At 39.2% G+C, this 22201-nt stretch carries 15 protein-coding genes and 1 riboswitch; of the genes, 11 read left to right on the top strand and 4 right to left on the bottom strand.

Annotated elements, in window-relative coordinates:
• The first annotated feature begins 56 nt into the window (after positions 1-56).
• Together HMAT_RS15145 and HMAT_RS15150 are read left to right on the top strand one after the other, a co-directional pair.
• Positions 57-2261: a transglycosylase domain-containing protein gene (locus HMAT_RS15145; RefSeq protein WP_104384019.1), complete on the top strand. Its 2205-nt coding sequence runs from the start codon at positions 57-59 to the stop codon at positions 2259-2261.
• A 156-nt stretch (positions 2262-2417) separates the two neighbouring features.
• Positions 2418-2957 carry a phosphoribosyltransferase gene (locus HMAT_RS15150; protein ID WP_104383693.1) on the top strand — a complete coding sequence of 180 codons (540 nt, stop codon included), beginning with the start codon at positions 2418-2420 and terminating at the stop codon, positions 2955-2957.
• A 157-nt stretch (positions 2958-3114) separates the two neighbouring features.
• Here the strand turns inward: HMAT_RS15150 and HMAT_RS15155 are convergent, their stop codons facing one another.
• Positions 3115-3681 carry a DNA-3-methyladenine glycosylase I gene (locus HMAT_RS15155; RefSeq protein ID WP_104383694.1) on the bottom strand — a complete coding sequence of 189 codons (567 nt, stop codon included), beginning with the start codon at positions 3679-3681 and terminating at the stop codon, positions 3115-3117.
• Between the two features lie 120 nt (positions 3682-3801).
• On the opposite strand from HMAT_RS15155, the gene HMAT_RS15160 reads away from it, so the two are divergent.
• The 3 genes from HMAT_RS15160 to HMAT_RS15170 all read left to right on the top strand — a co-directional run bounded on the left by HMAT_RS15160 (position 3802) and on the right by HMAT_RS15170 (position 6861).
• A complete protein-coding gene (locus tag HMAT_RS15160) occupies positions 3802-4773 on the top strand; it encodes a DUF4271 domain-containing protein (protein WP_158655896.1) in 972 nt (323 codons plus the stop codon).
• Between the two features lie 11 nt (positions 4774-4784).
• On the top strand, positions 4785-5555 hold the full coding sequence (locus tag HMAT_RS15165; RefSeq protein ID WP_165309272.1) for a uroporphyrinogen-III synthase: 771 nt from the start codon (positions 4785-4787) through the stop codon (positions 5553-5555).
• Between the two features lie 436 nt (positions 5556-5991).
• Positions 5992-6861, top strand: a complete 870-nt coding sequence (locus HMAT_RS15170; RefSeq protein WP_104383696.1) for a cupin-like domain-containing protein — start codon at positions 5992-5994, stop codon at positions 6859-6861.
• 78 nt (positions 6862-6939) lie between these two features.
• Here the strand turns inward: HMAT_RS15170 and HMAT_RS15175 are convergent, their stop codons facing one another.
• A complete protein-coding gene (locus HMAT_RS15175) occupies positions 6940-9825 on the bottom strand; it encodes a PD-(D/E)XK nuclease family protein (protein ID WP_104383697.1) in 2886 nt (961 codons plus the stop codon).
• A gap of 9 nt (positions 9826-9834) precedes the next feature.
• A complete protein-coding gene (locus tag HMAT_RS15180; protein WP_104383698.1) occupies positions 9835-13185 on the bottom strand; it encodes an exodeoxyribonuclease V subunit beta in 3351 nt (1116 codons plus the stop codon).
• 109 nt (positions 13186-13294) lie between these two features.
• Between HMAT_RS15180 and HMAT_RS15185 the strand changes: the two genes are divergently transcribed.
• The 6 genes from HMAT_RS15185 (at position 13295) to HMAT_RS15215 (ending at position 21248) form a co-directional block, all read left to right on the top strand.
• Positions 13295-14221: a hypothetical protein gene (locus HMAT_RS15185; RefSeq protein ID WP_104383699.1), complete on the top strand. Its 927-nt coding sequence runs from the start codon at positions 13295-13297 to the stop codon at positions 14219-14221.
• Between the two features lie 77 nt (positions 14222-14298).
• On the top strand, positions 14299-14820 hold the full coding sequence (locus tag HMAT_RS15190) for a 30S ribosomal protein S16 (RefSeq protein ID WP_077437135.1): 522 nt from the start codon (positions 14299-14301) through the stop codon (positions 14818-14820).
• A gap of 228 nt (positions 14821-15048) precedes the next feature.
• A complete protein-coding gene (rimM, locus tag HMAT_RS15195; protein ID WP_104383700.1) occupies positions 15049-15573 on the top strand; it encodes a ribosome maturation factor RimM in 525 nt (174 codons plus the stop codon).
• A 251-nt stretch (positions 15574-15824) separates the two neighbouring features.
• A complete protein-coding gene (locus HMAT_RS15200; protein WP_233789350.1) occupies positions 15825-16676 on the top strand; it encodes a hypothetical protein in 852 nt (283 codons plus the stop codon).
• 102 nt (positions 16677-16778) lie between these two features.
• Positions 16779-16881: riboswitch (SAM riboswitch) on the top strand.
• 71 nt (positions 16882-16952) lie between these two features.
• A complete protein-coding gene (gene metF, locus HMAT_RS15205; protein WP_077437133.1) occupies positions 16953-17909 on the top strand; it encodes a methylenetetrahydrofolate reductase [NAD(P)H] in 957 nt (318 codons plus the stop codon).
• A gap of 309 nt (positions 17910-18218) precedes the next feature.
• Positions 18219-21248 (top strand): protein O-mannosyl-transferase family, encoded by a 3030-nt coding sequence (locus HMAT_RS15215; protein WP_104383703.1) that lies wholly within the window; start codon positions 18219-18221, stop codon positions 21246-21248.
• A gap of 66 nt (positions 21249-21314) precedes the next feature.
• Here the strand turns inward: HMAT_RS15215 and HMAT_RS15220 are convergent, their stop codons facing one another.
• On the bottom strand, positions 21315-21974 hold the full coding sequence (locus HMAT_RS15220; RefSeq protein ID WP_104383704.1) for an OmpW family protein: 660 nt from the start codon (positions 21972-21974) through the stop codon (positions 21315-21317).
• Positions 21975-22201: the final 227 nt, after the last annotated feature.

The following is a 22201-nucleotide window of genomic DNA, read 5'->3' on the forward strand; positions in this document are numbered from 1 at the left end:
GCAAATTTATCTAAGTTTGACTATTGATATGCATGGATTTGCATGAAATTGTAATTATGTCCAATCGATTTATAACATCTCTGAAGTCCCGCAAGTGGCGATGGCTTTATATTACTTTGGCTGCTTTCTTGATTTTGGTAATCGCAGTAGGTGTTTATGCTTACCAAAAGAGAGATGGGATGCTCATGGGGGCTATCAATAAAGCAAAAGCCAAATTGTTGGAAAAGTATGACATGGATTTGAAAATCCAGTATTATGCTTTTCAGGGGATTAATGCCGTGCAGTTTAAAAATATACAGTTGCTACCTAAAAATAGAGCACCTCTTGCGCAAATTAATGACCTGACTGTATCCGTTAAATTATGGCCTCTTTTATTCGGTGATGTGAAGCTAGGGGAGGTTATAATGGATAATGCCACCGTATCAATGGTCAAAAAAGATTCGATCAGTAACTATGATTTTTTGTTTAAGAAACAAAAGAAGGATACCATTGAGAATGATAACCCAAAGCAGAATTTGGCCGCATTGGCGGACCGCTTGCTAAAAAATGTATTCTTTAAGATTCCGAATGATCTCGATCTCAAAAATTTTGAGCTTTCCTACAAAGATGACAGTACTTCACAACGTATTGTTATTCCTTCCGCCGTTATTGATGGTGGTGATATGGAATCCAAATTTTTATTGAATGATCATGAGGCTGCTTGGAACCTAACAGGGACGATAGATTCGGACAATCAGGAGTGTGACTTACGTCTTTTTTCGGATAAGAAGGAAGTGAATCTCCCTTTATTACAGCGTAAATTTGGCTTAGCAGTTAGTTTTGATGAGATATCCTTTCGGTTGGACAAGGCCGATCGACGAAATAAGGAACTGTTGGAATTGCATGGACAATGGGGATTTAAAAACCTGAAAGTAAATCATTGGCGTATTTCCAGTAAAGACGTTATTTTTCCTGAAGCGACCATGCAGGGGGCGCTCAACATAGGAGCCTCTTCTATTGAGGTAAGCAAAGAAAGTACCGTACAGGTAAAAGATTTTGTTTTTTCTCCTTATATCAAATATGTACATAAGCCTGAAAAAGAAATTTTTCTGGCTATTCACACGGATAAAATTAAGGCGCAGGACTTTTTTGATGCGATGCCCGTTGGGTTATTTCCGGGGTTGGATGGAATTCAGGTTGAGGGACATATTCAATATGACCTAAATTTCGCTTTGGAATTAAAAAGACCCGATAAGCTCCTTTTTTCTTCCAAGATGGACGATCGCGATCTGCAGGTCGTTAAATGGGGTGAAGCTAACATTGGAATGCTAAATACCCCTTTTACCTATACGGCTTATGAAGATGGAAAACCCATGCGTGAGATTGTGGTCGGCCCGCAAAATCCAAATTTTACGCCAATGGATAAAATTTCCCGTTATATGCAGATCAGTCTGATCAATACCGAAGATCCATTTTTCTTTAAACATAAAGGATTTGAGGAGAAGGCTTTCAAACTCTCCATTGTCACAAATATTAAAGAAAAAGGGTTTAAACGTGGCGCAAGCACCATATCCATGCAATTGGTGAAGAATGTGTTTCTAAACCGGAATAAGACCGTCGTTCGGAAATTGGAGGAAATTTTGTTGGTTTGGCTGATGGAACATTCGCAGCAGGTCAGTAAAAAACGGATGTACGAGGTTTATCTCAATGTTATCGAGTGGGGTAATAATGTCTATGGGATCACCGAAGCGGCCCGCTATTATTTTGGAAAAACTCCAGCGCAACTCGGACTTGGAGAAAGTATCTTTTTGTCCAGTATCGTGCCGCGTCCGAAGAAAGGACTTAACTTTTTTGACTGGACAGGGCATCTGAAAGGAAATATGTTGCGTTATTTCAACATCTATGGTCATATCATGACCAAAACAGGGCAGATAGGTGTTGATTCGACCACATCGGCCTATGGTTTCTATGAGGTCGTGTTGCAACCGCATCTGCGGGCTGCCAGACCTGCGGTTGTAGATTCGATAGATACATTGGATATGGGCGATGACCCGCTGCTGTTCGATGACCTGGGCAATGGGGGAGCAGTTGATAATCTGGAAGGCATTTCTCTTCCTAAAACGATAAAAAAGATGTCTCATCCTGAAAAGCAGGACGAGGAAATGGCCGAGCCGGAAAAACATAAAAGATCTATTTTCGATAAGATCCTGGGCCGAAACAAAGAGGAAAAGGAAAAAACGGAGACGGAGACAACCAAAGACCAAAAAAAATCGCAGAAATAGCTTACCGAAAATGGTTGTGGTCGGTTGCCTTACTCTTGAGAAAGCTTTTGATATATTGATTGACATCAGGTGTGGATACTAAAATTCAGCTGGTAGAAGATCTTGGAAACTCTATCTCGGAGATGGAAATGATATCGATAAAAATAATTTAGTGGAATGAAAAAAATAGAAATTGACGGATTGCTTTTTGAACCGCTTTTTGAAGAAGAACAGATCCAGAAAAGGGTTCGTTTGATGGGGATAGACATCAGTCTACGATATGAGCATAAGCAGCCTGTTTTTATAGGCGTTTTGAACGGTTGTTTTATGTTTATGGCCGATCTGCTCAAACAGATAGAAGTTCCCTGTGAGATGTCTTTTATTAAATTAGCCTCTTATATCGGTACAGGCCAGTCTGAGTTAAATGAGCTTCTAGGATTGGGTATTGATCTGGAAGGGCGTGATGTCATTATTGTGGAAGATATCGTCGACTCCGGACATTCGTTGAAGCATACGCTAGATGCTGTGAAGCGGTTGAACCCAGCAAGTGTCATTGCTTGTGCACTTTTGGTAAAGCCAGAAGCATTACAATATCATTTTGAAGAGCTGACTTATATTGGCTTTGAGATTAGCAAAGAGTTTGTCGTGGGATATGGAATGGATTTTAACGGTCTTTGCCGCAACTTACCAGATATCTATAAGAATGTTCCGGTTTAGATTTTAGAATTAAGATAGTGTGATGAGAGATTTGAATCGGGATATTTTGATTTGGTAAGATCGATTTTGGAGTTGAAAATAGATCAAGGAACAATAGAAGCATCCTTCCGCAAGGTCGTCTGTCTTATATCTTTTTTCCTTGATCCTATAATCCAGTTTAATATTTAAAGGAACAGCTTTCAATATGATCATTGACCATGCCTACTGCTTGCATGTAAGCATAGCAAATGGTAGAGCCAAAAAATTTGAAACCTCTTTTTTTCATGTCTTTTGCTATTTTATCAGAAATCACGGTCGTTGCCGGGACCTGTTGTAAGCTCGGCCAATGGTTGATTAAGGGTTGTTGTTCGGGTAAAAATGTGTATAGGTAATTGTAAAAACTACCATATTCAGCCTGGACCTTTTTGAACAGTTGCGCATTGGTAATGGTCGACTCAATTTTATTTCGATGTTTAATAATACCGGAGTCTTTTAAGAGCGCCTCGACATGAGCTGTCGTATAAGCGGCGACTTTATTGACGTCAAAATTAGCAAATGCTTCTTGATAAGCCGATCTCCGACGGAGGATCGTAATCCAGCTTAAACCAGCCTGTGCTGATTCAAGTACCAAAAATTCGAAAAGAGTTTTATCATCTTTTACCTGTCGTCCCCATTCTTTATCGTGATAGGCTACATATTGTTCGTCAGATTTGCACCATTGACAGCGTATTATTTCTTTTGGCATGTTCTATAAAGATTTTTTGAATGCAATATAACTTTTTATCCTAACTTTACGACCATAAAAGAGTTTCGAATCTAAGCGGTCTATGATTTCTGAATGGCCGATAAGGGACAATTTATTTCAATGAAAGTTAACGTCTTTAGATATTATATTGTATTTGTAATCCTCTTTGTGTTTTCAGCTGTAAAGTTGAGTGCGCAGCGGCGGATATCACGACAGCCTGTTCGAGATAGTGTGACTGTAACTGATAGTACACTTATGTTAAGAGATTCAGTGCTGTCGCCAAACCAGGAGGTGTTGGCATCTTTGAATCCGACTCTTCAAGAACAATATCGGATTGTTACGGTGGAAGCAGAAGGGCTGGTTATCCACAATATGTATGATTATGATGTAAAACAATATTTCAAAGGAGAGAAACGTGCTAATGCTCTGGAACGGCAATATGGAACACCTAAGCCGCATCGGGAGAACTGGATATTATTTACGGTGCTCTTTTTGATATTTGGCGTTGGGTTAATCCGTGTATTTTTTCCTTCCGATATAAAATTGGTATTTCAGGGTTATTTTGATGACAGGGTATTGCTATCCGTTAGTAAAGAGGATACGATCTTGACTTCATGGCCATTTATTTTCCTATTTATATTATTCTCGGGAGCAATGGCTTTGTTTGTCAGCCTATTTTATGCTTACGAACTAAACCGTTTCGATTTTATTACCTTTCCCAATTATATGAAGACTGTTGGTATGGTCGGGGGGCTGTTTGCTTTTAAAATTGGGTTTATCAGATTTTTGTCTTTTGTTTTTGAAATCAGAAAACTTGTCAAAGAATATGTGACTGTATTATATCTGATTTATTTTAATACGCTTTTCCTGATGCTTCCGGTGCTATTGATATTGAGTCTTGTCCCTTTATCCTCCGTTGGTGTAGTTTTGCATCTGGCAATTATTGGAGCCATCCTGCTATTCTTATATAGATTTCTTAAGACGGCGGCCCATATTATGTCGATGTATAAATTTTCAATTTCCTATTTAATTTTGTACCTTTGTTGCCTAGAAATAGCACCAATATTAATACTGTTAAGATTATTGAGCTAAAACTGGTTAATATGCAAACTTCAGACGTAGAAAGAGCAAAGAAGGTAAAAAGTGTACTGGTGACTTTACCAAAGCCTGAAAACGATAAGTCCCCTTATTATGATTTAGCAAAGAAATACGGGTTAAAATTAGACTTTCGGGGTTTTATACACGTAGAGGGAGTTCCCGCCAAAGATGTGCGTAGGGATAAAGTAAATTTGGCAGATTATACTGCAGTAATATTTACGAGTAGAAATGCTGTAGATCATTATTTTAGGATATGTGAGGAGATGCGGTTTGAAGTGTCTGCAGAAATGAAATATTTCTGTATTTCAGAAACAATCGCCCTCTATCTTCAAAAATATATTCAGTATAGGAAACGCAAAATATTCTTCGGTAAACAGACGGCTAAAGATTTGGAAGAGGTGCTGAAAAAGCATAAAGCAGAAAATTTTCTGTTCCCTTGTTCGGATGTTGCCAATGAGGAAACAAGCAACTGGTTGCAGCAGAACGGTTACAAATTTACACCTGCAGTTCTGTTTAGAACAGTCGTAAGTGACTTGAGTGATCTTAAAGATGTATTTTACGATGTAATCGTATTCTTTAGTCCTTCCAGTGTGCAGTCTTTATATGACAACTTCCCGGACTTTAAGCAAAACAATACCCGTATAGCTGCGTTTGGAGCTTCGACACAACAGGCCCTTTTGGAGCATGGATTGATATTGGATATTCCTGCGCCCACACCAAAGGCACCTAGCATGACAATGGCCGTAGAAGAATATATCAAAAAAGTGAATAAATAATACCTATCTTAGGTCAATAATATAAAGGGTTTTTTCAAAACCCTTTTTTTGTTGAATCCGGAACCTGTAAGGTAAATGATACTTGAATAGCAGTTGTCAAATACTATGATCACAATAAACATATTAGTTTCGTTTTCACACCGTTGATAAGGAAACTTGACGAAAGTATGATCGGGGCATACAGTTTGTAGATAATTGGAAGAGGTGACAGATGGTACCTCCGATTTGTTAAAATGATTTTTTTAATAGATAAAGGGTCGGATTGTTATAAGGGAAAAATGTATCAAAAGTGACAGGTGTCATTGAGATTTTAATATATTTCCATTAAATTGTATTTGGGTTATTTGTTCCAATTAAAAATAAAGTGTATGCATTATTTTTAAAATTTGGTAGAAATATTTTTTTTATGTTTGTAATTAAGCAAAATTAGTCAGTCGTGAAGTTAAAGCAAGTTGATAAAATTTCGGGCATTCGATCAGAAGACTTTTTAAAAAAATATCTGAAACCTGGGTTTCCGGTGGTTATAAAAGATTTTATTAGTGCTGATAGTCCTGCATGGAAGAAATGGAGTTATGATTACTTTAAGGAAATAGCCGGTGATATTAAGATTGATGTCTATGGAAAAGAAGAAGATTCAATGGATCGTGCTGCCAGTGCTCCCGTGGGGCAAATGACATTTGCGGAATATTTGGATCTTATTACCAAAGAACCTACCGAGCTACGATTGTTTCTGTTCAATCTGCTCAAGATACGTCCCGAACTAAAGCAGGATGTTATCTATAATGATGTAACAGGAGGGAAAGTGTTGCAGTGGTTGCCTTTTATGTTTTTCGGAGGCGAAGGTTCAAGTACACGAAATCATTTTGATATCGATATGTCCCATGTGTTCATATCACAGTTTCAGGGACTTAAACGTATTTGGCTTTTTCCGAATGATCAATCCGATCTGATGTATAAGCTTCCGTATAACTTCCATAGTATTGCTAATCCAAAGTACAGCAATGTGGAAGAATTTCCGGGAATAGAATATCTGGAGGGCTATGAAGCGGTGATCCACCCGGGAGAAACGCTTTATATGCCTGCAGGCTGGTGGCACTACATACAATATGAGACAGAAGGTTATTCTATTTCAGTAAGGGCATTGGCAAATTCGATCAGTGAGAAATTAAAAGGAGCACGTAACCTTTTTATAACTAGACATTTTGATAATACAATGCGTAAGATCTTTAAAGATCATTGGTTTCATTATAAAATAAATACCGCTAAACGGCGAGCGAATAATGCAATTAAGAAAAATAACCGCTAAAACAAAGGGGGACATTCATTTATTCCCCCTTTGTTTTGGTATTCAAGCGCTTTAGATTTCATGAAATAAAGGTTCTGCCTAAACAGATTCTTCATTTTCCGCCCATTTACTGGCTTCTCTATAAAACAAGGTGTAGGGGTCGCTGGGATAGATAACAGCATCCGGATTATGTTTAAAGGAAATTTCGGGATTGAAAATTTCATGAAGTATGTCCCTTAAAAATTTGATAAAATTCTCTTTCTGGAAAGCCAAAAAATCCGCTGTCAATATGCCTTCTTTTCCATTGAATAAAGTTCCTTCTTCACGCATTTTTCGGGCGACATATAGGTGTGGTTCCAGTTGCTTTCGTCCTGTTTTTTGTTCAAATACATAGGCGTAGAAAAGTGTTTGTATCAGCGCTTTATTTTCCGTATTGGGGGCAAAAACCTGATCCATATCTTTAAAGATAACAGAATCACCTCCTGTTTTGTAATCGACAATCCGGCTGATGATCCGGTCGTCATACGTGATGACTTCGTCAACACGGTCAATGATACCATATAAAGTAACCTGTTCCTCTTTACCATTGACTTCAATAGTGAATGGAAGTGTATAGTCGGTGTCGTTTTCCAATTCTATGATGCGAAAAGCCTTGTAGTTGGCTATATCGTATTCAAGGTACATCTTGACATATTCACAGGCAATCTTTAGCATGATGCGCTGTAAACTGTTTAAACCATCTATAGATTTTAATTCCAACTGATACTGTATGCCTATTTCCCGAATAACAAAAGATTCGATCTGATTGAGCTGTTGCTGCAGGATATGGGTCGGGATAAAGTCTTTCTGGCCCTTGAAGGGCAAGAATATTTTCTCCATGACATTATGGATGACAGTTCCCAATTTGTTCATCTCAAACTCCTGTGAAATAGAAGGCGGTTCTTTGATATTTGCAATATGCTTGAGGAAAAACTGCAATGGAGATTGCAAATAAGTTGTTAATGCGGTTGCTGATATTCGCTTCTGATCGACAATAAAGTCCTTGTACATCTTGGCCCAGACTTCGCCCTTTTTTTCGATGATAATCTCTGCCGTTTTATCAGCGAACTGGATCGTCTGTTGCTGGACTTTTCGTTCAAAATTAAACCTGCTCTCAAATTCCAACTGTTTGATAAACCGACTTTCCTCTCCTGTTGAGTTTTCATCTACCAATCCGTTATAAAAGATATGGATGCCCTCACTATATTGAAAGTGCCTGTAAAATAAATAGGCTGACAATGCATCTTGATTTTCCAATATCGGAAGCCCATAAGCTCTTCTCAGACTATTGGGAATAAACGTTGGTGAATTGGATATTTTGGGTAAGATACCTTCGTTGGCCCCCAGGATGTACACGTTGTCAAAATTTAAACATCGGCTTTCCAAAAGCCCCATAATCTGAATGCCTTCTAGCGGATTTCCCTCTATCGCAGAATTTATCGGTGATATGGCCTTTTTAATCAAGCCGATCTGGAAGTTGATGCTCAAAGGTGCAACGGTATCAAATCCCAATAACAACTGGTTGAGTGTCTTTTTGGTTTCTATCAGCAAGTTATTGTCAATTTGACGGATACGTTCATATGATGATATACTGTGCAGCAAGTCTTCAACGATGTTGATTAGCGAAGGAATCAAATGGGCGGCATGTTCAATCGGAACGAAAAATTGGGGTAAGGAACTTTTGAAATGAAGTTCATCCAATGCGATTTCAAATAACTGCCTATCGGCAATTTCTTTCTGAATTTGCAATTTATCTTCCAAAGAGACTTGTGTCAGCGGATGATTGATAAAGGTCTCAATGGTCTGATAAGAGATCTTGCGTTTTTTTAACTGTGATATTTCTAAATGTACTTCCATCCATAAGTCCAATAGTCCATAGATAGGAGATTGGGTTAGGGGATATCCGGTCGTAATATTGGGATTAACATCGGGGAGGCTTTGGAGCAAAGGAACTAATAGATTCTCATCTGCCAATAAGATGGCCGAAGTTTGATCTGTGCTATTTTGCTTTTCGAGGATATCATAAAGCAATTTTGTCTGACTTATTTTTCCTGTACTCGCATATAGGTTTACTGTTGAGGTTCTGTTACCGATAATATTCGGACTATCGCCAAGTGCATTGACAAGCCCAGTCTGAAAGATATTTCGACGAATAAATAGGCCAGCTTCTTGCATATTGTCCTCCAGATAGTAGGCGTCTGCATCGAAGTAGAACAGTGCTTTTCCTTCTTCTTGCCATTTGCGGAATAATTTAGCCTCGGCTTTATTTAATGCATTGAAACCAACAAAAAGGATCTGCTGAAAAGATGATGTAAAGTCCTGATTTGTGGCTCTGCCCTCAACCAGATCACGATAGATTGTAGGATAATTGGTTTGGCCTTCTGCTTTAAGCTTTTCTTTGAATCTAGTGTATAATATCGGGAGTCTTTTCCATAATTGTAAAAAGCGTTCTTGTACACCGCTATGCCCGGCTATGGAAAAAGATTGCCAAAACTGACGGATGAATCCCTGTTGCTCTGGCGTAAGATGTTGAAAAGCAATGTCAATTTTCGTGTTGTCATAAAGTTCCAGATAGATCTGGTCGATCGGAACCAGATCATAATCCAGTTGTCCAAAGTCACTTAATATAATCTCCGCAATAGGGTAGAACTCTTCTAAAGTCTCCGTTTGTTTTCCCTCTGCGGCCAATAGGTCATTATGGATTTTAAAGAGCTGAAAGAATTGTGCTAAGGCATTCGCGTCGGTATCGTTGGTTGATAATTTAAAGAATTCTTGTATGGTGAAAAATTGAGGGGACCAGATGGCCTGTCTGTAGACATCGGCAAGATGTTTTTTGAGGTACGTAATTGGGCGTTTATTGTTAAACACGATGGCAATCTCACTCAAATCGTTTCCAAAACGTTTTTGAATATCCGCTGCTACTAATTTTAAAAAGGCTGTCTGCATCGCGATTGTTTATTTTACTTCAATTAATTGATTTGATTTGGCATAGTATAGATAGGCTTTAACATTATTGTAGCCTAGGTTTACCAAATTTTTTTTATAGTTGTCTACCTGATATTTATGTCCGATGTAGTCTGTTTGCGTAAACTTAAAATCCAGTACAATTGTTTCTTCTTCGGAGGTGAAGACTTTGTCGGGTCGGATGGTTTCTCCTTTAGCGGTAATGATACTGGCTTCATTCCAGATTTTATATTTTCCGGTGAGCCACTGATTGATAGTGGGATGGTGCCAGATCTGGTTGATTTCTTGCATCAGAAAGGGTTCGTCCTCTTTTGAGAGTATACCTTCTTGAATCAGCTGCCGTACCAATCTGGAGATATCTTTTTCTCGAGAAATCTGGGACATGATCTCATGGGCCAATATCCCATACTGAGCTGCTTTCTCCAGCATCATGATGTCGTTCATCGTACGTGTGCTGGATTTTTCTAAGGCCATTTCCAGTTCTTTGGAAATAGGGTAGTGGCTGAGTGAAATGATGTTGTTCTCTTGAATTTGATGATCTTTTTGTTCGATAGTCTGGTCGATCTTAACAGAGGTACCTTCCAATGTAAATGGAGCGGAAGTTGAATCTAATACTTGATATAGTATATCACTTATATACTCATCCTTGATATCATAGCCCGTAATTTCTCCCGTCTTCTTGTCAATGGACTCTTTAAATAAAGGAGCTGTAATATAGAGATGTTCAATAGCACGTGTTGTCGCTACATAGAATGTATTGAGCGCGTCCATATAATTGAATAGCATTTCCTCAAAATACTGTTTGAAAAACACAGATTTTCCAACTGTTGCTGTATATTTTATGGGAATTTTTCCCAATTGGGCAAACGGCGTTTCATGGGTATCTATCCAAAAATCCCCATTGATCATTCCGTCCAGGTCCCAGGAACAGAACGGGAGCATGACAACATCATAGGCAAGTCCTTTTGATTTATGGATTGTCGTTACCTCAATTGCATTGATTTCTCCATTGGATGGTAGTACTGCGCGATTACCATCCTCTTCCCAAAATTCCAGGAATTGAATAATTCCGCGTTCGCCGTTGGAAGAGAAGCCCGAAATCATATCTTTGAATGCCAGCAGGTAAGGCAGATGGATGTTTTGCTCAGTTGTGAAGCCGTAAATTTCGATCAGTTTTTCTATGAGGTGAACCAATGGCTGTTTCTGCCAGGTTTCCCAAGAGTCGATCAGAGGCTGGGGAAGAAAATCTTTCAGCGCACGGATGTCATTTGAAGCAAATGCTAGCCAAGCATTTTGACTGACTGTATTTTTCTGTATAGTCTGATAGAGATAGACCATTTTTGCTTTGTGTATGCTGTGTTTGTCCGAATTGTAGACGAGTGCTTTTAATGTTTCTATCAGCAAAAGAACAGCATCGTTGCCGGCCAGAATCAGTGCATCGCCGGAGATGACCTCAAAGGTCAGATTGTGCTCTTTTTTGAAATCCATTAATTTTTGGATGACCAATTTGGCCTGCGCATTACTGCGGACAAGGATACCAATTTGTTTGGCATGATATCTTCCGGTATGAAACCATTCTTCTATTTTTTTACATAAAAAAAGAAGTGATTCCTCAACGACTTGATTTCTTCTATAGCGGCCATCTGACACGGGGATATATGCTATTTCAATGGAACCCAACTTGTCTAGGTCTCCCTTTTTGTGTGCGGGGATTTCCTGCTGACTGTTTTCGTAGGCTTTGATAAGCATCTTATCATTACCTGAGGCGGCCCACCAACGTTTCCCATTTTCGTCTAAGCTTTCGTCAACCTTTTTATTAAGAACCTCTTGCAAATGTTGAGGAATACTGCTAAAAAGATAATTGTTTAGCTGGATGATATTTGGAAGACTCCGAAAATTGGTGTCAAGACTTCCGTTTTCGATAAAGGTAGTTTTGGCACTTTCATCGAGGTGAAATGCATGACCAATTTGTTGTTCGACCTGATGGAGCAATATACGCCAATCTCCGTTCCGCCAGCGGTATATACTCTGTTTGACATCGCCGACAATCAGATGTTCGCTCAGGGTACCATTTGCATCTGCAAGTGCATTGATCAGTAGTGGGCTATAGTTTTTCCATTGGATACGTGAGGTATCCTGAAATTCGTCAAATAAAAAATAATTGAAGCGATTGCCTATTTTTTCCCAGATAAATGTCGGATCGCTGTTCTCATCGATCCCGAGTTTATTTAACAGGATCTGTGAATCTGAGATTAACTGTGCGCCGTTCTCCTTGCGCCACTGGGTCAGCAGGTCGCTCATTTCTTTAAGCAAGCGCAAGTAATAGAGGTTGTTCTGTACCGCCTGATAGGCAATATAAGCCGGTAGATTCTCCTGTAGCGTCTGAAAAGATTTTAGGATGGGAGTAAGTGCTGACAGAAGATCATGGCGTATATTTTTGTCACTAGCTGTAAATGCGTCTTCATTGTCTATTAGCTGTACATATTTGTCCAATATTTTGGCAATTTCGGAAGAACTTAATTTGTCTGTCTTTTTACTGGTTTTGCTCGCTGATATAATCTTGTTGCGTGATTTTCCCTTGAGCTCATTTTCACTGATGTTGAATCTTTTGAAGGTTTCACTGAAGGCTTCAATGGTCAGCGAAAGTGCTTCTGTAAAGGAATTTATTTTTTGTTCGATTTCCTGGTTCAGGAGATTGAAAACTTCTCTCGGATTGGCCGAATTAATATAGCTGTCAAACTCCTGGAAATTTTCAGAGAAAATGAGGTTGGCCAGTCCCATCAATTGTTGTCGATAGTTCCAGTTCTCATTTTTGGCTATTTTTTTCTCCGCATAGGCGATGATCCAATCGAGTAGGTCCGGGCGTTCATCCAGTAGCTGATTGAGCATGACTGTCAGCTCATTTTTGACTTTATTGACATTCATCTCAATCTTGTATGCCGCATCAAGATTAAGTTCGTAGGTGAATGCACGGATGACTTTTTGGGAAAAACCATCTATTGTACTTATTGTAAAATGGCTATAGTCGTGTAAGATCTGGCGGTAAACGCGATAAGATTTCTCCTGGATCAGATAGGCAGTCCAATCGGGGTGCTGCTGCAGTAATAATTTTCTAAAATCTTCGATTTTGGGACTGGCGTCTCCGATAGCCAGGCCATGGAGTACAGTGAGTATGCGCTCTTTCATTTCTGCGGTGGCCTTATTGGTAAATGTCACAGCAAGTATCTCTTTGTAGCTATTTTCATTGGATAGCAGTAAAGTGATATAATGCAGTGTCAGGCTGAAGGTTTTTCCGGAACCGGCCGAAGCTTTAAGTATTTTTAATGGCGCAACAGATTTCATGGAATGAAGGTAGAAAGTAAAATGTGAATTGGCAAAAATGCCGAAGATTATTTTAACTGAGAAAAATATACTTAATTTGCTTCTAATTTATTGACCAAATTATTGTTTTATGAAATATGTAGTGGGTATTCTTCTATTGTCATGTGCTACCTTTAATTATTCTTGTAAAAAAGACGGATCTGAAAAGGATAATACTCGACTTGTCTTATTTAAAAGTGCGACGCAATTTAATTCAGATATAAGTCAAAGTAGCTATGAGTTTCAATATGATGCCCAAGGGCGGGTAACAAAAGTGAATGAGCAACAGTTTCATTATGGGGCAAATGGGCGAGTCGATTATTCGCGTATTGCGCTCCAAGGTAAAACGGGCGGAATGGAAAGGGAGAAGATCGTGCGTTTAAGCTATCATTGGGATGAACAGAATCGTCTGAAGAGTGTATTTGTTGATAGTTTGTATAGTAAGAACTCGCCGATTAAAGATGGAATTAACAGTATTGGAAGTGAATCGCTCATTAAAGATAAATTATTAACAAGCTATTCTTATACTTCGAACATGTCTGTACCCTTCAAAATTGTCTATCGGAAACTGGAGAAATTCTATGAACAAATTGGAGAGGAGCAGGAGTTGACCTTTACCTATAATGGCGATAATATCCAAAAACTGAAAAGCTTTCTATATTTCTCGTCGCTTTTCGATATTCCAGGAGACCCTAAACTTGAGTTCACCGTATTCTCCTTTTTTCAATATTCCACTACAATAAATCCTCTTTACCCTATTTACAAACAAATGGGGTTTAATCCGATTGATATTAATCAGGTTGTGTCCAAGAATTTGGAAAATGCTTTTTTCTCTACCTCGGTCCAGGGAAAGACCAATCAAGAAATCCAGCCAGATTGGACAAAGAAAACAGCTGTAAAAATTACCTTGGGTGTTGACGGCAAAGCTAGTGCAATGAGTTATGTTGTAAAAGGAGATATTCAGGATGTTAAGGATGTCATTTTCAGCGAAGTTTTATTAAATTATGTCTATGAATAGAAAAAAATAACTATCTTTGCATCCCCTCTAGTATGAAGCTCGGGGGATATGTTGAATACATAAAATAAAATTAAGAAATGGCAACTAAAATCAGATTGCAAAGACATGGTAAAAAAGGACGTCCTTTTTACCACGTAGTCGTAGCGGATTCTCGCGCTCCACGTGATGGTAAATTCATCGAACGTATTGGTTCTTACAACCCAAACACAAATCCTGCAACTATCGTTTTGGATTTTGAAAAAGCTTTGGATTGGATGAATAAAGGTGCTCAACCTACTGACACAGCTCGTGCTATCCTTTCTTACAAAGGTGTTCTTTACAAAAAACACTTACAAGGTGGTGTGAAAAAAGGTGCTTTTGACGAAACTGCTGCTGAAGCTAAATTCACTGCTTGGACTGAAGCTCAAGAAGCTAGAATCTCTGGTAAAAAAGATGGTTTAGCGCAATCAAAAGCTGATGCTAAAAAAGCTGCCTTAGCTGCTGAAGCGAAGAAAAAAGAAGAAAAAGCTGCTGCTGTAGCTGCTAAAAATGCTCCTGTAGCAGAAGAGCCTGCTGCTGAAGAGACTGAAGCTCCTGCATCAGAAGAAACTGAAGGTTAATTCTTTCATAAAGTATTCGAGAAAGCCGACTCAATCTTGAGCCGGCTTTTTTTAATAAACTTGTTTATGGGTTAAAATGGAATGCTGATTGCGCTACGCATACGCAAAGGCTGGCCATACCATTATATCTTCATACAAAAAGGTGAAAATTAAATAGATGCTCGGTATATAGCGAAGCTGATAAAAATAGCATCTCAATACTAATATCTCAAAACGCAATACTACCAAATGACTGTCGATCAAAGTTTTTATATAGGCTACATCAGCAAAACGAGAGGTCTTAAAGGCGAAATGCAATTGTTTTTCGAATTTGAAGACTACGAAAGCCTGGATATGGATGTCGTTTTCCTGGAGGTCAACAAAAAGCTTGTGCCTTATTTTATCGATGCTATAAAACTGCAGAAAAATAGTACGGCCTATGTGACATTTGAAGATGTCGATCACATCGACAAGGCACAGGTACTTGTCCGCAAAAAGGTTTATCTACCTAATGATAAAATGCCAGAACGGGATCCAGATGATTTTAGATATACGGATTTAATCGGCTTTTTGGTGATCGATGAAACTCATGGTGAGCTGGGAGAAATTACGGATGTACAGGAATTTCCACAGCAATTCGTCGCCACAGTTGATATGAATGGTAAAGAATTGATGTTCCCGCTATCCGATGATTTAATTTTAGGAATAGATGGTGAAGAAGAGATTATTGAAGTCGCATTGCCTGAAGGGCTAGTCGATCTCTATAAAGAATAACAGAGACGGTCTTAGCTCTTAAATCCCTTGTCCAGACCGGGATTTAAGAGTATTTCTTGATTCGCGTAAATACCAACAAACAGGTTCAAATTCGTAAGCGAGGTTTTGAACCTATTTTTGTTTCATTGGGTTTAGGTCACAATTATTGGCTGAATTCACTTGTCGAAATGATCTGGTGTATCTTACTTTGACGGATTTTGAGTATATTGGTACTAAATAATCAATATATTGACCATACTAAATGATCCGTGTTGAGACCATTATTGATCCTTATTTCAACGATATTTTTGTCCTCCTGTATTTTTCTGGGAAAGGACAAGGAGTTTCCGACCGGAAATTACCAGGTTATCTGCGGTTATACCAATGAGGTTTATTTAAAGGCTAAAGCCGATAATCCGCTCAATGTTGAGCCTGATGCCCGTTGTGATCATCCGCTTTATCATCGTTCCTTTCTTTCCCTTCAGGATAAAGACCATTTTGTCCTCGCCATAGACGATATCCTGCTGTATGGTAAATACGCATTTAACAGAAATAAACTTGAGCTTATAGATGCTGCAAAGGGAAAACTTTCCTTGGATATTATCCAGGTAAAAAAGGATTTTGTGCAATTGAAAGGTGATTTCTCTCCGTTCAACTCTGCGCATTTGCCAAATACCGAACGATTGTATATCAATTTCGAATTGGACAAGACACCTATTCGCGAGCAGCCAAGTAAATTTGATAGTGGAATCAACCTTTGGCGTAATATTCCAACAAAAGCTGAGAATGACCAAGAGATAAAGGCCCGTGCATTGAATTTTTTAGATTATTCAATTGCCTATTTTCAGCACATCTCTAATTCTGGCGTTCATGATGATTACAAGATAGACGGAGTTGAATCGCCGATTACCTATGCCCAAAATGGAATTGTATTAAAGGAATGGGAAGATGTTCCCGTCTCGTGGAAGGAGCTGTTTTACAATGAGGAGAATGCATTGGTCGCCTATAAATATTTGCTGGCTGGATTTAAGTATGGACAAAAGGAGAAGTATAGTGTGAAGGGGCTGCTATTAATTACATTTTATTTGAAGAATTTACGTAACTCACTATCGACTTTGGGATAATTTAGTTGGATAAAGCCATAAGAAAGACAGCTTTATTGATATAATTTATAGATTTTCGAAAAAATATTTTTGTTGTTTGGTTTTTTAAAACGATATTAGCAACGCTTATAGAGAAAGGCCGAGGGACTAGACCCAGTGAAGCCTTAGCAACCTGTATTGTTCAAGGTGCTAAATTCTACCCTGCTCCATGTGGGAAAGATAAGTTACATGCAGATAGACATATCCTCGACTTGTGCGTTTCGATGTAAGCCAACCCAAACTTAAAACAGTTTTTTAATGAAGATTACCGACCATATCCAGAATGCTAAAGGAAAAACATTGTTTTCTTTTGAGCTATTGCCTCCTGCCAAAGGACAAGGCATCCAAAGTATTTTTAAAACAATGGATGAACTGATGGAATTTAAGCCACCTTTTATAGATGTAACCTATCATCGTGAAGATTACATCTATAAGGAACATGCGAGCGGGCTATTGGAACGTGTATCCTATCGTAAGCGGCCGGGAACTGTCGCGATATGTGCTGCTATCATGAATAAATATAAGGTAGACGCAGTCCCGCACCTGATATGCGGTGGCTTTACCAAAGAGGAAACGGAAAATGCTTTGATCGACCTAAATTTTCTGGGTATTGACAATGTATTGGTGCTGCGAGGTGATGCGCGCAAAGGAGATGCTGATTTTATTCCGACTGAAGGCGGTCATGCTTTTGCAACGGATCTATTGGAACAGGTCACGGATATGAATAAGGGGAAGTATCTCCACGAAGATATAATTACATCTGAAAAAACTGATTTTTGTATCGGAGTTGCGGGATATCCGGAGAAACATTTTGAATCGCCTAATTTCAACACGGACTTTAAATACCTGAAGCAGAAAGTCGATATGGGGGCCGAATTTATTGTGACGCAGATGTTCTTTAATGTAGAAAAATATAAGGAATTTGTGACCAAATGCCGCGACAACGGAATTCATGTACCTATTATTCCGGGACTCAAACCTTTGACGACCAAAAAACAGTTGGTTACATTGCCACGAATTTTCCACTTGGATATTCCAGAGGAATTGAGTGATGCAGTTGCATCATGTAAAACCAATGCTGATGTGAGGCAAGTAGGTGAAGAATGGCTTGTGCAGCAATGTCAGGAACTGATTAAATTTGGTGCGCCAGTGTTGCATTTTTATACCATGAGCAATCCCGGACCAACGAAAAAGATCGTTGAAAAATTGGCCTAAAAATATAAAAAGAGCGAGGGACTTTTCCCTCGCTCTTTTTATTGAATCTCTAGAAGGAATATTTCTATACCTATGTGAAAAAATTCTTATCCATCCAATTGTTGCCCGTCGAGTATATGCCGCCAAAAAATGGCATTCCTTCCCTTTTTGGAAAACTGTTATTTCTCTTTTCATTATAGAAGTAACTTCTTTAGAAAAATATTTTTAGATAAATCATGATGTTAAATAGTGTTAATTAACATTTTTAAATCGATATAACTGTTTAATTTAAAGTGCTAAAAGGAATAAAGATTTAGACCAATTGACCTTATGACGTACAATAAATTAAATACACTATTTGGTTTGAGCTGTGGCCTCATTGCCACGCTTGTCTACATTTCCACTGTCGAAAAGACAGTGAGCTGGTGGGATTGTGGTGAGTTTATTGCCTGTGCCTACAAACTTGAGGTTGCCCATCAGCCTGGCGCACCCTTATTTTTGCTCATCCAGAATGTTTTTTCCAATCTTGCACTCGGTAACACGGGGCAGATAGCCTATTGGATGAATATTGGTTCAGCGATCTGTAGTGGACTGACCGTGGCATTTTTGTTTTGGACAATCACCGCTATAGCCAAGAAGATTTTGAAGGAGCCACAGCAGCCTGCTTTCTCCCACTACCTACAGCTTTTCGCTGCAGGGACAGTCGGGGCAATGGCTTTCAGCTTTAGTGATACATTTTGGTATTCCGCTGTGGAATCTGAAGTGTACGCGATGTCCTCGCTTTGTACGGCAGTGGTTTTCTGGGCAATTTTCAAATGGGAAGCGCGGGCGGATCAGCAAGGAAGCGACCGCTGGTTGATTTTCATTGCTTTTGTCATGGGGCTTTCGATCGGAGTTCACCTATTGAATCTGTTGGCGATTCCAGCCATAGCCATGGTGGTCTATTTTAAAAGAACTTCGCAAATGAATCTAAAAGGTATTTTAACGGCATTTTTATTGGGCTTGTTGGTTTTGGCAGCAATTCTTTGGGGTGTCATTCAGTGGTTGGTGGCTTTTGCTTCCAAAATAGATCTGTTGTTTGTGAATTCGCTCGGACTAGGATTTGGTTCTGGAATTCTCTTTTTGTGCGTATTTATCGGTGGCGGCATTGTATATGGTCTTTTTTATTCACATAGAAACCGGAAGTATACGTTAAATACGGCCTTATTGGTGTTTTGTTTTATTCTGTTTGGCTATAGTTCCTATACCATGGTATTGATCCGTGGAAAAGCGAATCCATCCCTAAATAATAACGCACCTGATAATGTATTTTCGTTTTTGGGCTACTTGGGACGCGAACAGTACACACGGGAACCTTTGGTGAAAGGACCATATTACGATTCGAAAGCGGTAGACATAAAAAGTAAGACTGGTTATCGGAAAGATGAGTCCAATTATACATCATTTACACAGGTGGATAACTATGATTTTGATCGAGAAACATTTTTTCCGCGTATCTATAGCCAGGATGCAAATCACCAAGCTTACTATAGAAGTTATCTCAAGTTAAAAGACGGTGAAAAGCCGCAGTTTTCCGATAACTTTAAGTTTTTCTTTCATTTTCAATTGGGAGAAATGTATGCACGTTATTTCTTATGGAATTTTGTAGGAAGACAGAATGATAAGCAGGGTTATGGAACATATACCGATGGGAATTGGCTTTCGGGATTGAAACCATTGGATAATTGGCGTCTTGGCGGACAATATGACCTTTCGGAATCACAGCAAAATGATCCCAGCCGAAATACATATTTTTTCCTGCCTTTATTATTGGGTATAGCTGGAGCAATTTGGTTATATAGACACAATAAGCCCTATACTTTGGTGTTAACTTTGTTATTCGTTTTCACGGGTATAGCGATTGTCGTGTATCTCAACCAGACACCGTTACAACCCCGTGAGCGTGATTATGCTTATGCGGGGTCCTTTTATGCTTTTGCTATTTGGATCGGACTTGGCGCAATAGCATTGGTGCGCTTTTTTAAGCGTTTCCTTCATACCCGGTATGCCTTGGCTACCGGGTTATCTTTTGCGGTTTTGGGAGGACCGATTATTCTGGTACATCAAAACTGGGATGATCATAATCGTTCCGAAAAATCCCTGGCGCGGGATGTTGCACGTAATTACCTTGAAACCTGCGCACCGAATGCGATTTTGTTTACCTATGGTGATCATGATACCTTTCCGTTATGGTATTTGCAGGAGGTGGAAGGTGTGCGTCCGGACGTAAGAATAGTTGTATTGAGTTACTTAACGGGTGATTGGTATATGCAGCAGGCCAAGAAACCAACCTATCAGGCTGCGGGACTTCCGATTGCGATACCTGCCGAAAAAACAAAAAAGGGTATTCGGGATTATATCCCATTTGTGGATCGACAGTTGAATGCTGCAGTTGATATTCAACAATTATTGCAATTTGTTACTTCCGATAACGCCGATTATAAAGTTCAGCTGAATTCGGGAAATCTGGAGAATTATTTTCCGTCTAAGAAGGTCAGATTGGCTATTGATAAAGCCGAGGTGTTGAGAAAAAACGCCGTACCGGCCAATTTACAGCATGCAGTTGTTTCAACAATGGAATGGGAAATCCCCGGGGATCACTTAAGTCGATCAGATTTGACTTTGCTTTCCCTTCTTGAAAATAATCATTGGGATCGGCCGATCTATTTTTCAAATATGCTGCCCGGTGATATTAAGCTGGGGCTGGATAAATATCTTGTCAATGAAGGATTTGCTTCAAGGCTGATGCCGGTCGCTGCTACCAGTGAACAGCAAACGAATGCTGAGGAAATACCTGCTTTGGTCAACGTTGAAGCCTTATATGATAATATCATGCATAAATATCATTGGGGAAATGTCAAAAATGCGGCCTATTTGGATACTGATTCCTTTCGCTTTACCAGTATGTACGCCCGGGATATTTTTGGAAAGACGGCCCGGTTGCTGTTAGAAAAAGGGCAGGTAAAGCAGGCTGGAAAAGTTGCTAAGAAAGCATATGACCAATTGCCGGATCGTGTATATGCGATGTCGGATGCGATTAACTATGCGGATATCATTGACAGCTTATACCGTTCTGGACAAGGACACCTGGCCGGAAATATCGTAGACAGAAACTTAGACTATGTTTCACAAAATATGGACTATTTACACCAATTGGTATTAGATAAAAAAAATTTAGGCTTTGAATGGAGCGATATGCAGACGGCATTAGACTCGGTCGATCGTTATCGAGATATCTTATTGGCGGCCAAAGATAGCAAACGACTGGCACGTGTCGAGGGACTTAGAAAGCAGTATCAGCAATGGTATGGTATTGAGTAGAAATTCAGAGGCACCTTTTGATCGATCAGAAGGTGCCTCATTTTATATAGGGAGTTTAAAGAAATGCTAGAACTTCATGCCGAAACCGACCCCTAGAAGAAAGGGGTTGATATCAACTTTCGCCGGTATTGATAAGTTCGGAGCCAAATTGGAAGCATCCACTTGAACATCCGTCTTCAAAAGGATATACTTAGCATCCAAATTCAGAAAATATTTTTCTGAAAGCTTGACATCAATACCGAGTTGTGTGGCAAATCCAAACGCATTATCATACTTTACGTTTTTGACCGTGGGGCCCTCATTTGCACTATAGAAAATTGTATAGTTTATCCCTGCACCTACATAGGGCCTGAGGTCTCCATCCGGAAGAAAATGATATTGCGCTGTCAAGGTCGGAGGCAGGAGCCATACACTACCTAAATCTACGTTTGCTGAGGTGTTACCTCCAATGGTACTTAAGTTGGAGCCAACGGTATTGACCTTATGTTTGGTTGTCCCTAAAATCAACTCCGCGGCGATATTTTTGGTAAAGAAATAAGTGAAATCTAGTTCTGGGATAAATTTTGTGTTGATCGCAATGTCGCCACCAATAGTACTGATATTGGCCGATTCGTTGGGCATTACCGCGACTCCTCTAAGACGCATCTGCCAGCGTTGCTCAGGACTGTTCTGTGCCTGTAAATTTAAAGTACCGAATGTAAGTGCAAGAATTAGTAACTTTTTCATATCGTTAATGGTATTTGTTTGCTGTAAAACTATTTGTTTTACGGCATTGAGTGAATGACGATAATCAAGTTAAAAACTGAATGAAATAATTTATTGGCCAACAGAAAAGATGTACCTTTATCATTTGCTGTTCTTCTAAATGTGGACAAGCGGTGTTGTCTGTGTATGTTTAGAAAGAGAGCGATGGCCGATTTAAATGGAACATTATTTTACGATAGAAAAAGCAA

Source organism: Sphingobacterium sp. HMA12, assembly GCF_002933815.1.
Lineage (GTDB): Bacteria > Bacteroidota > Bacteroidia > Sphingobacteriales > Sphingobacteriaceae > Sphingobacterium.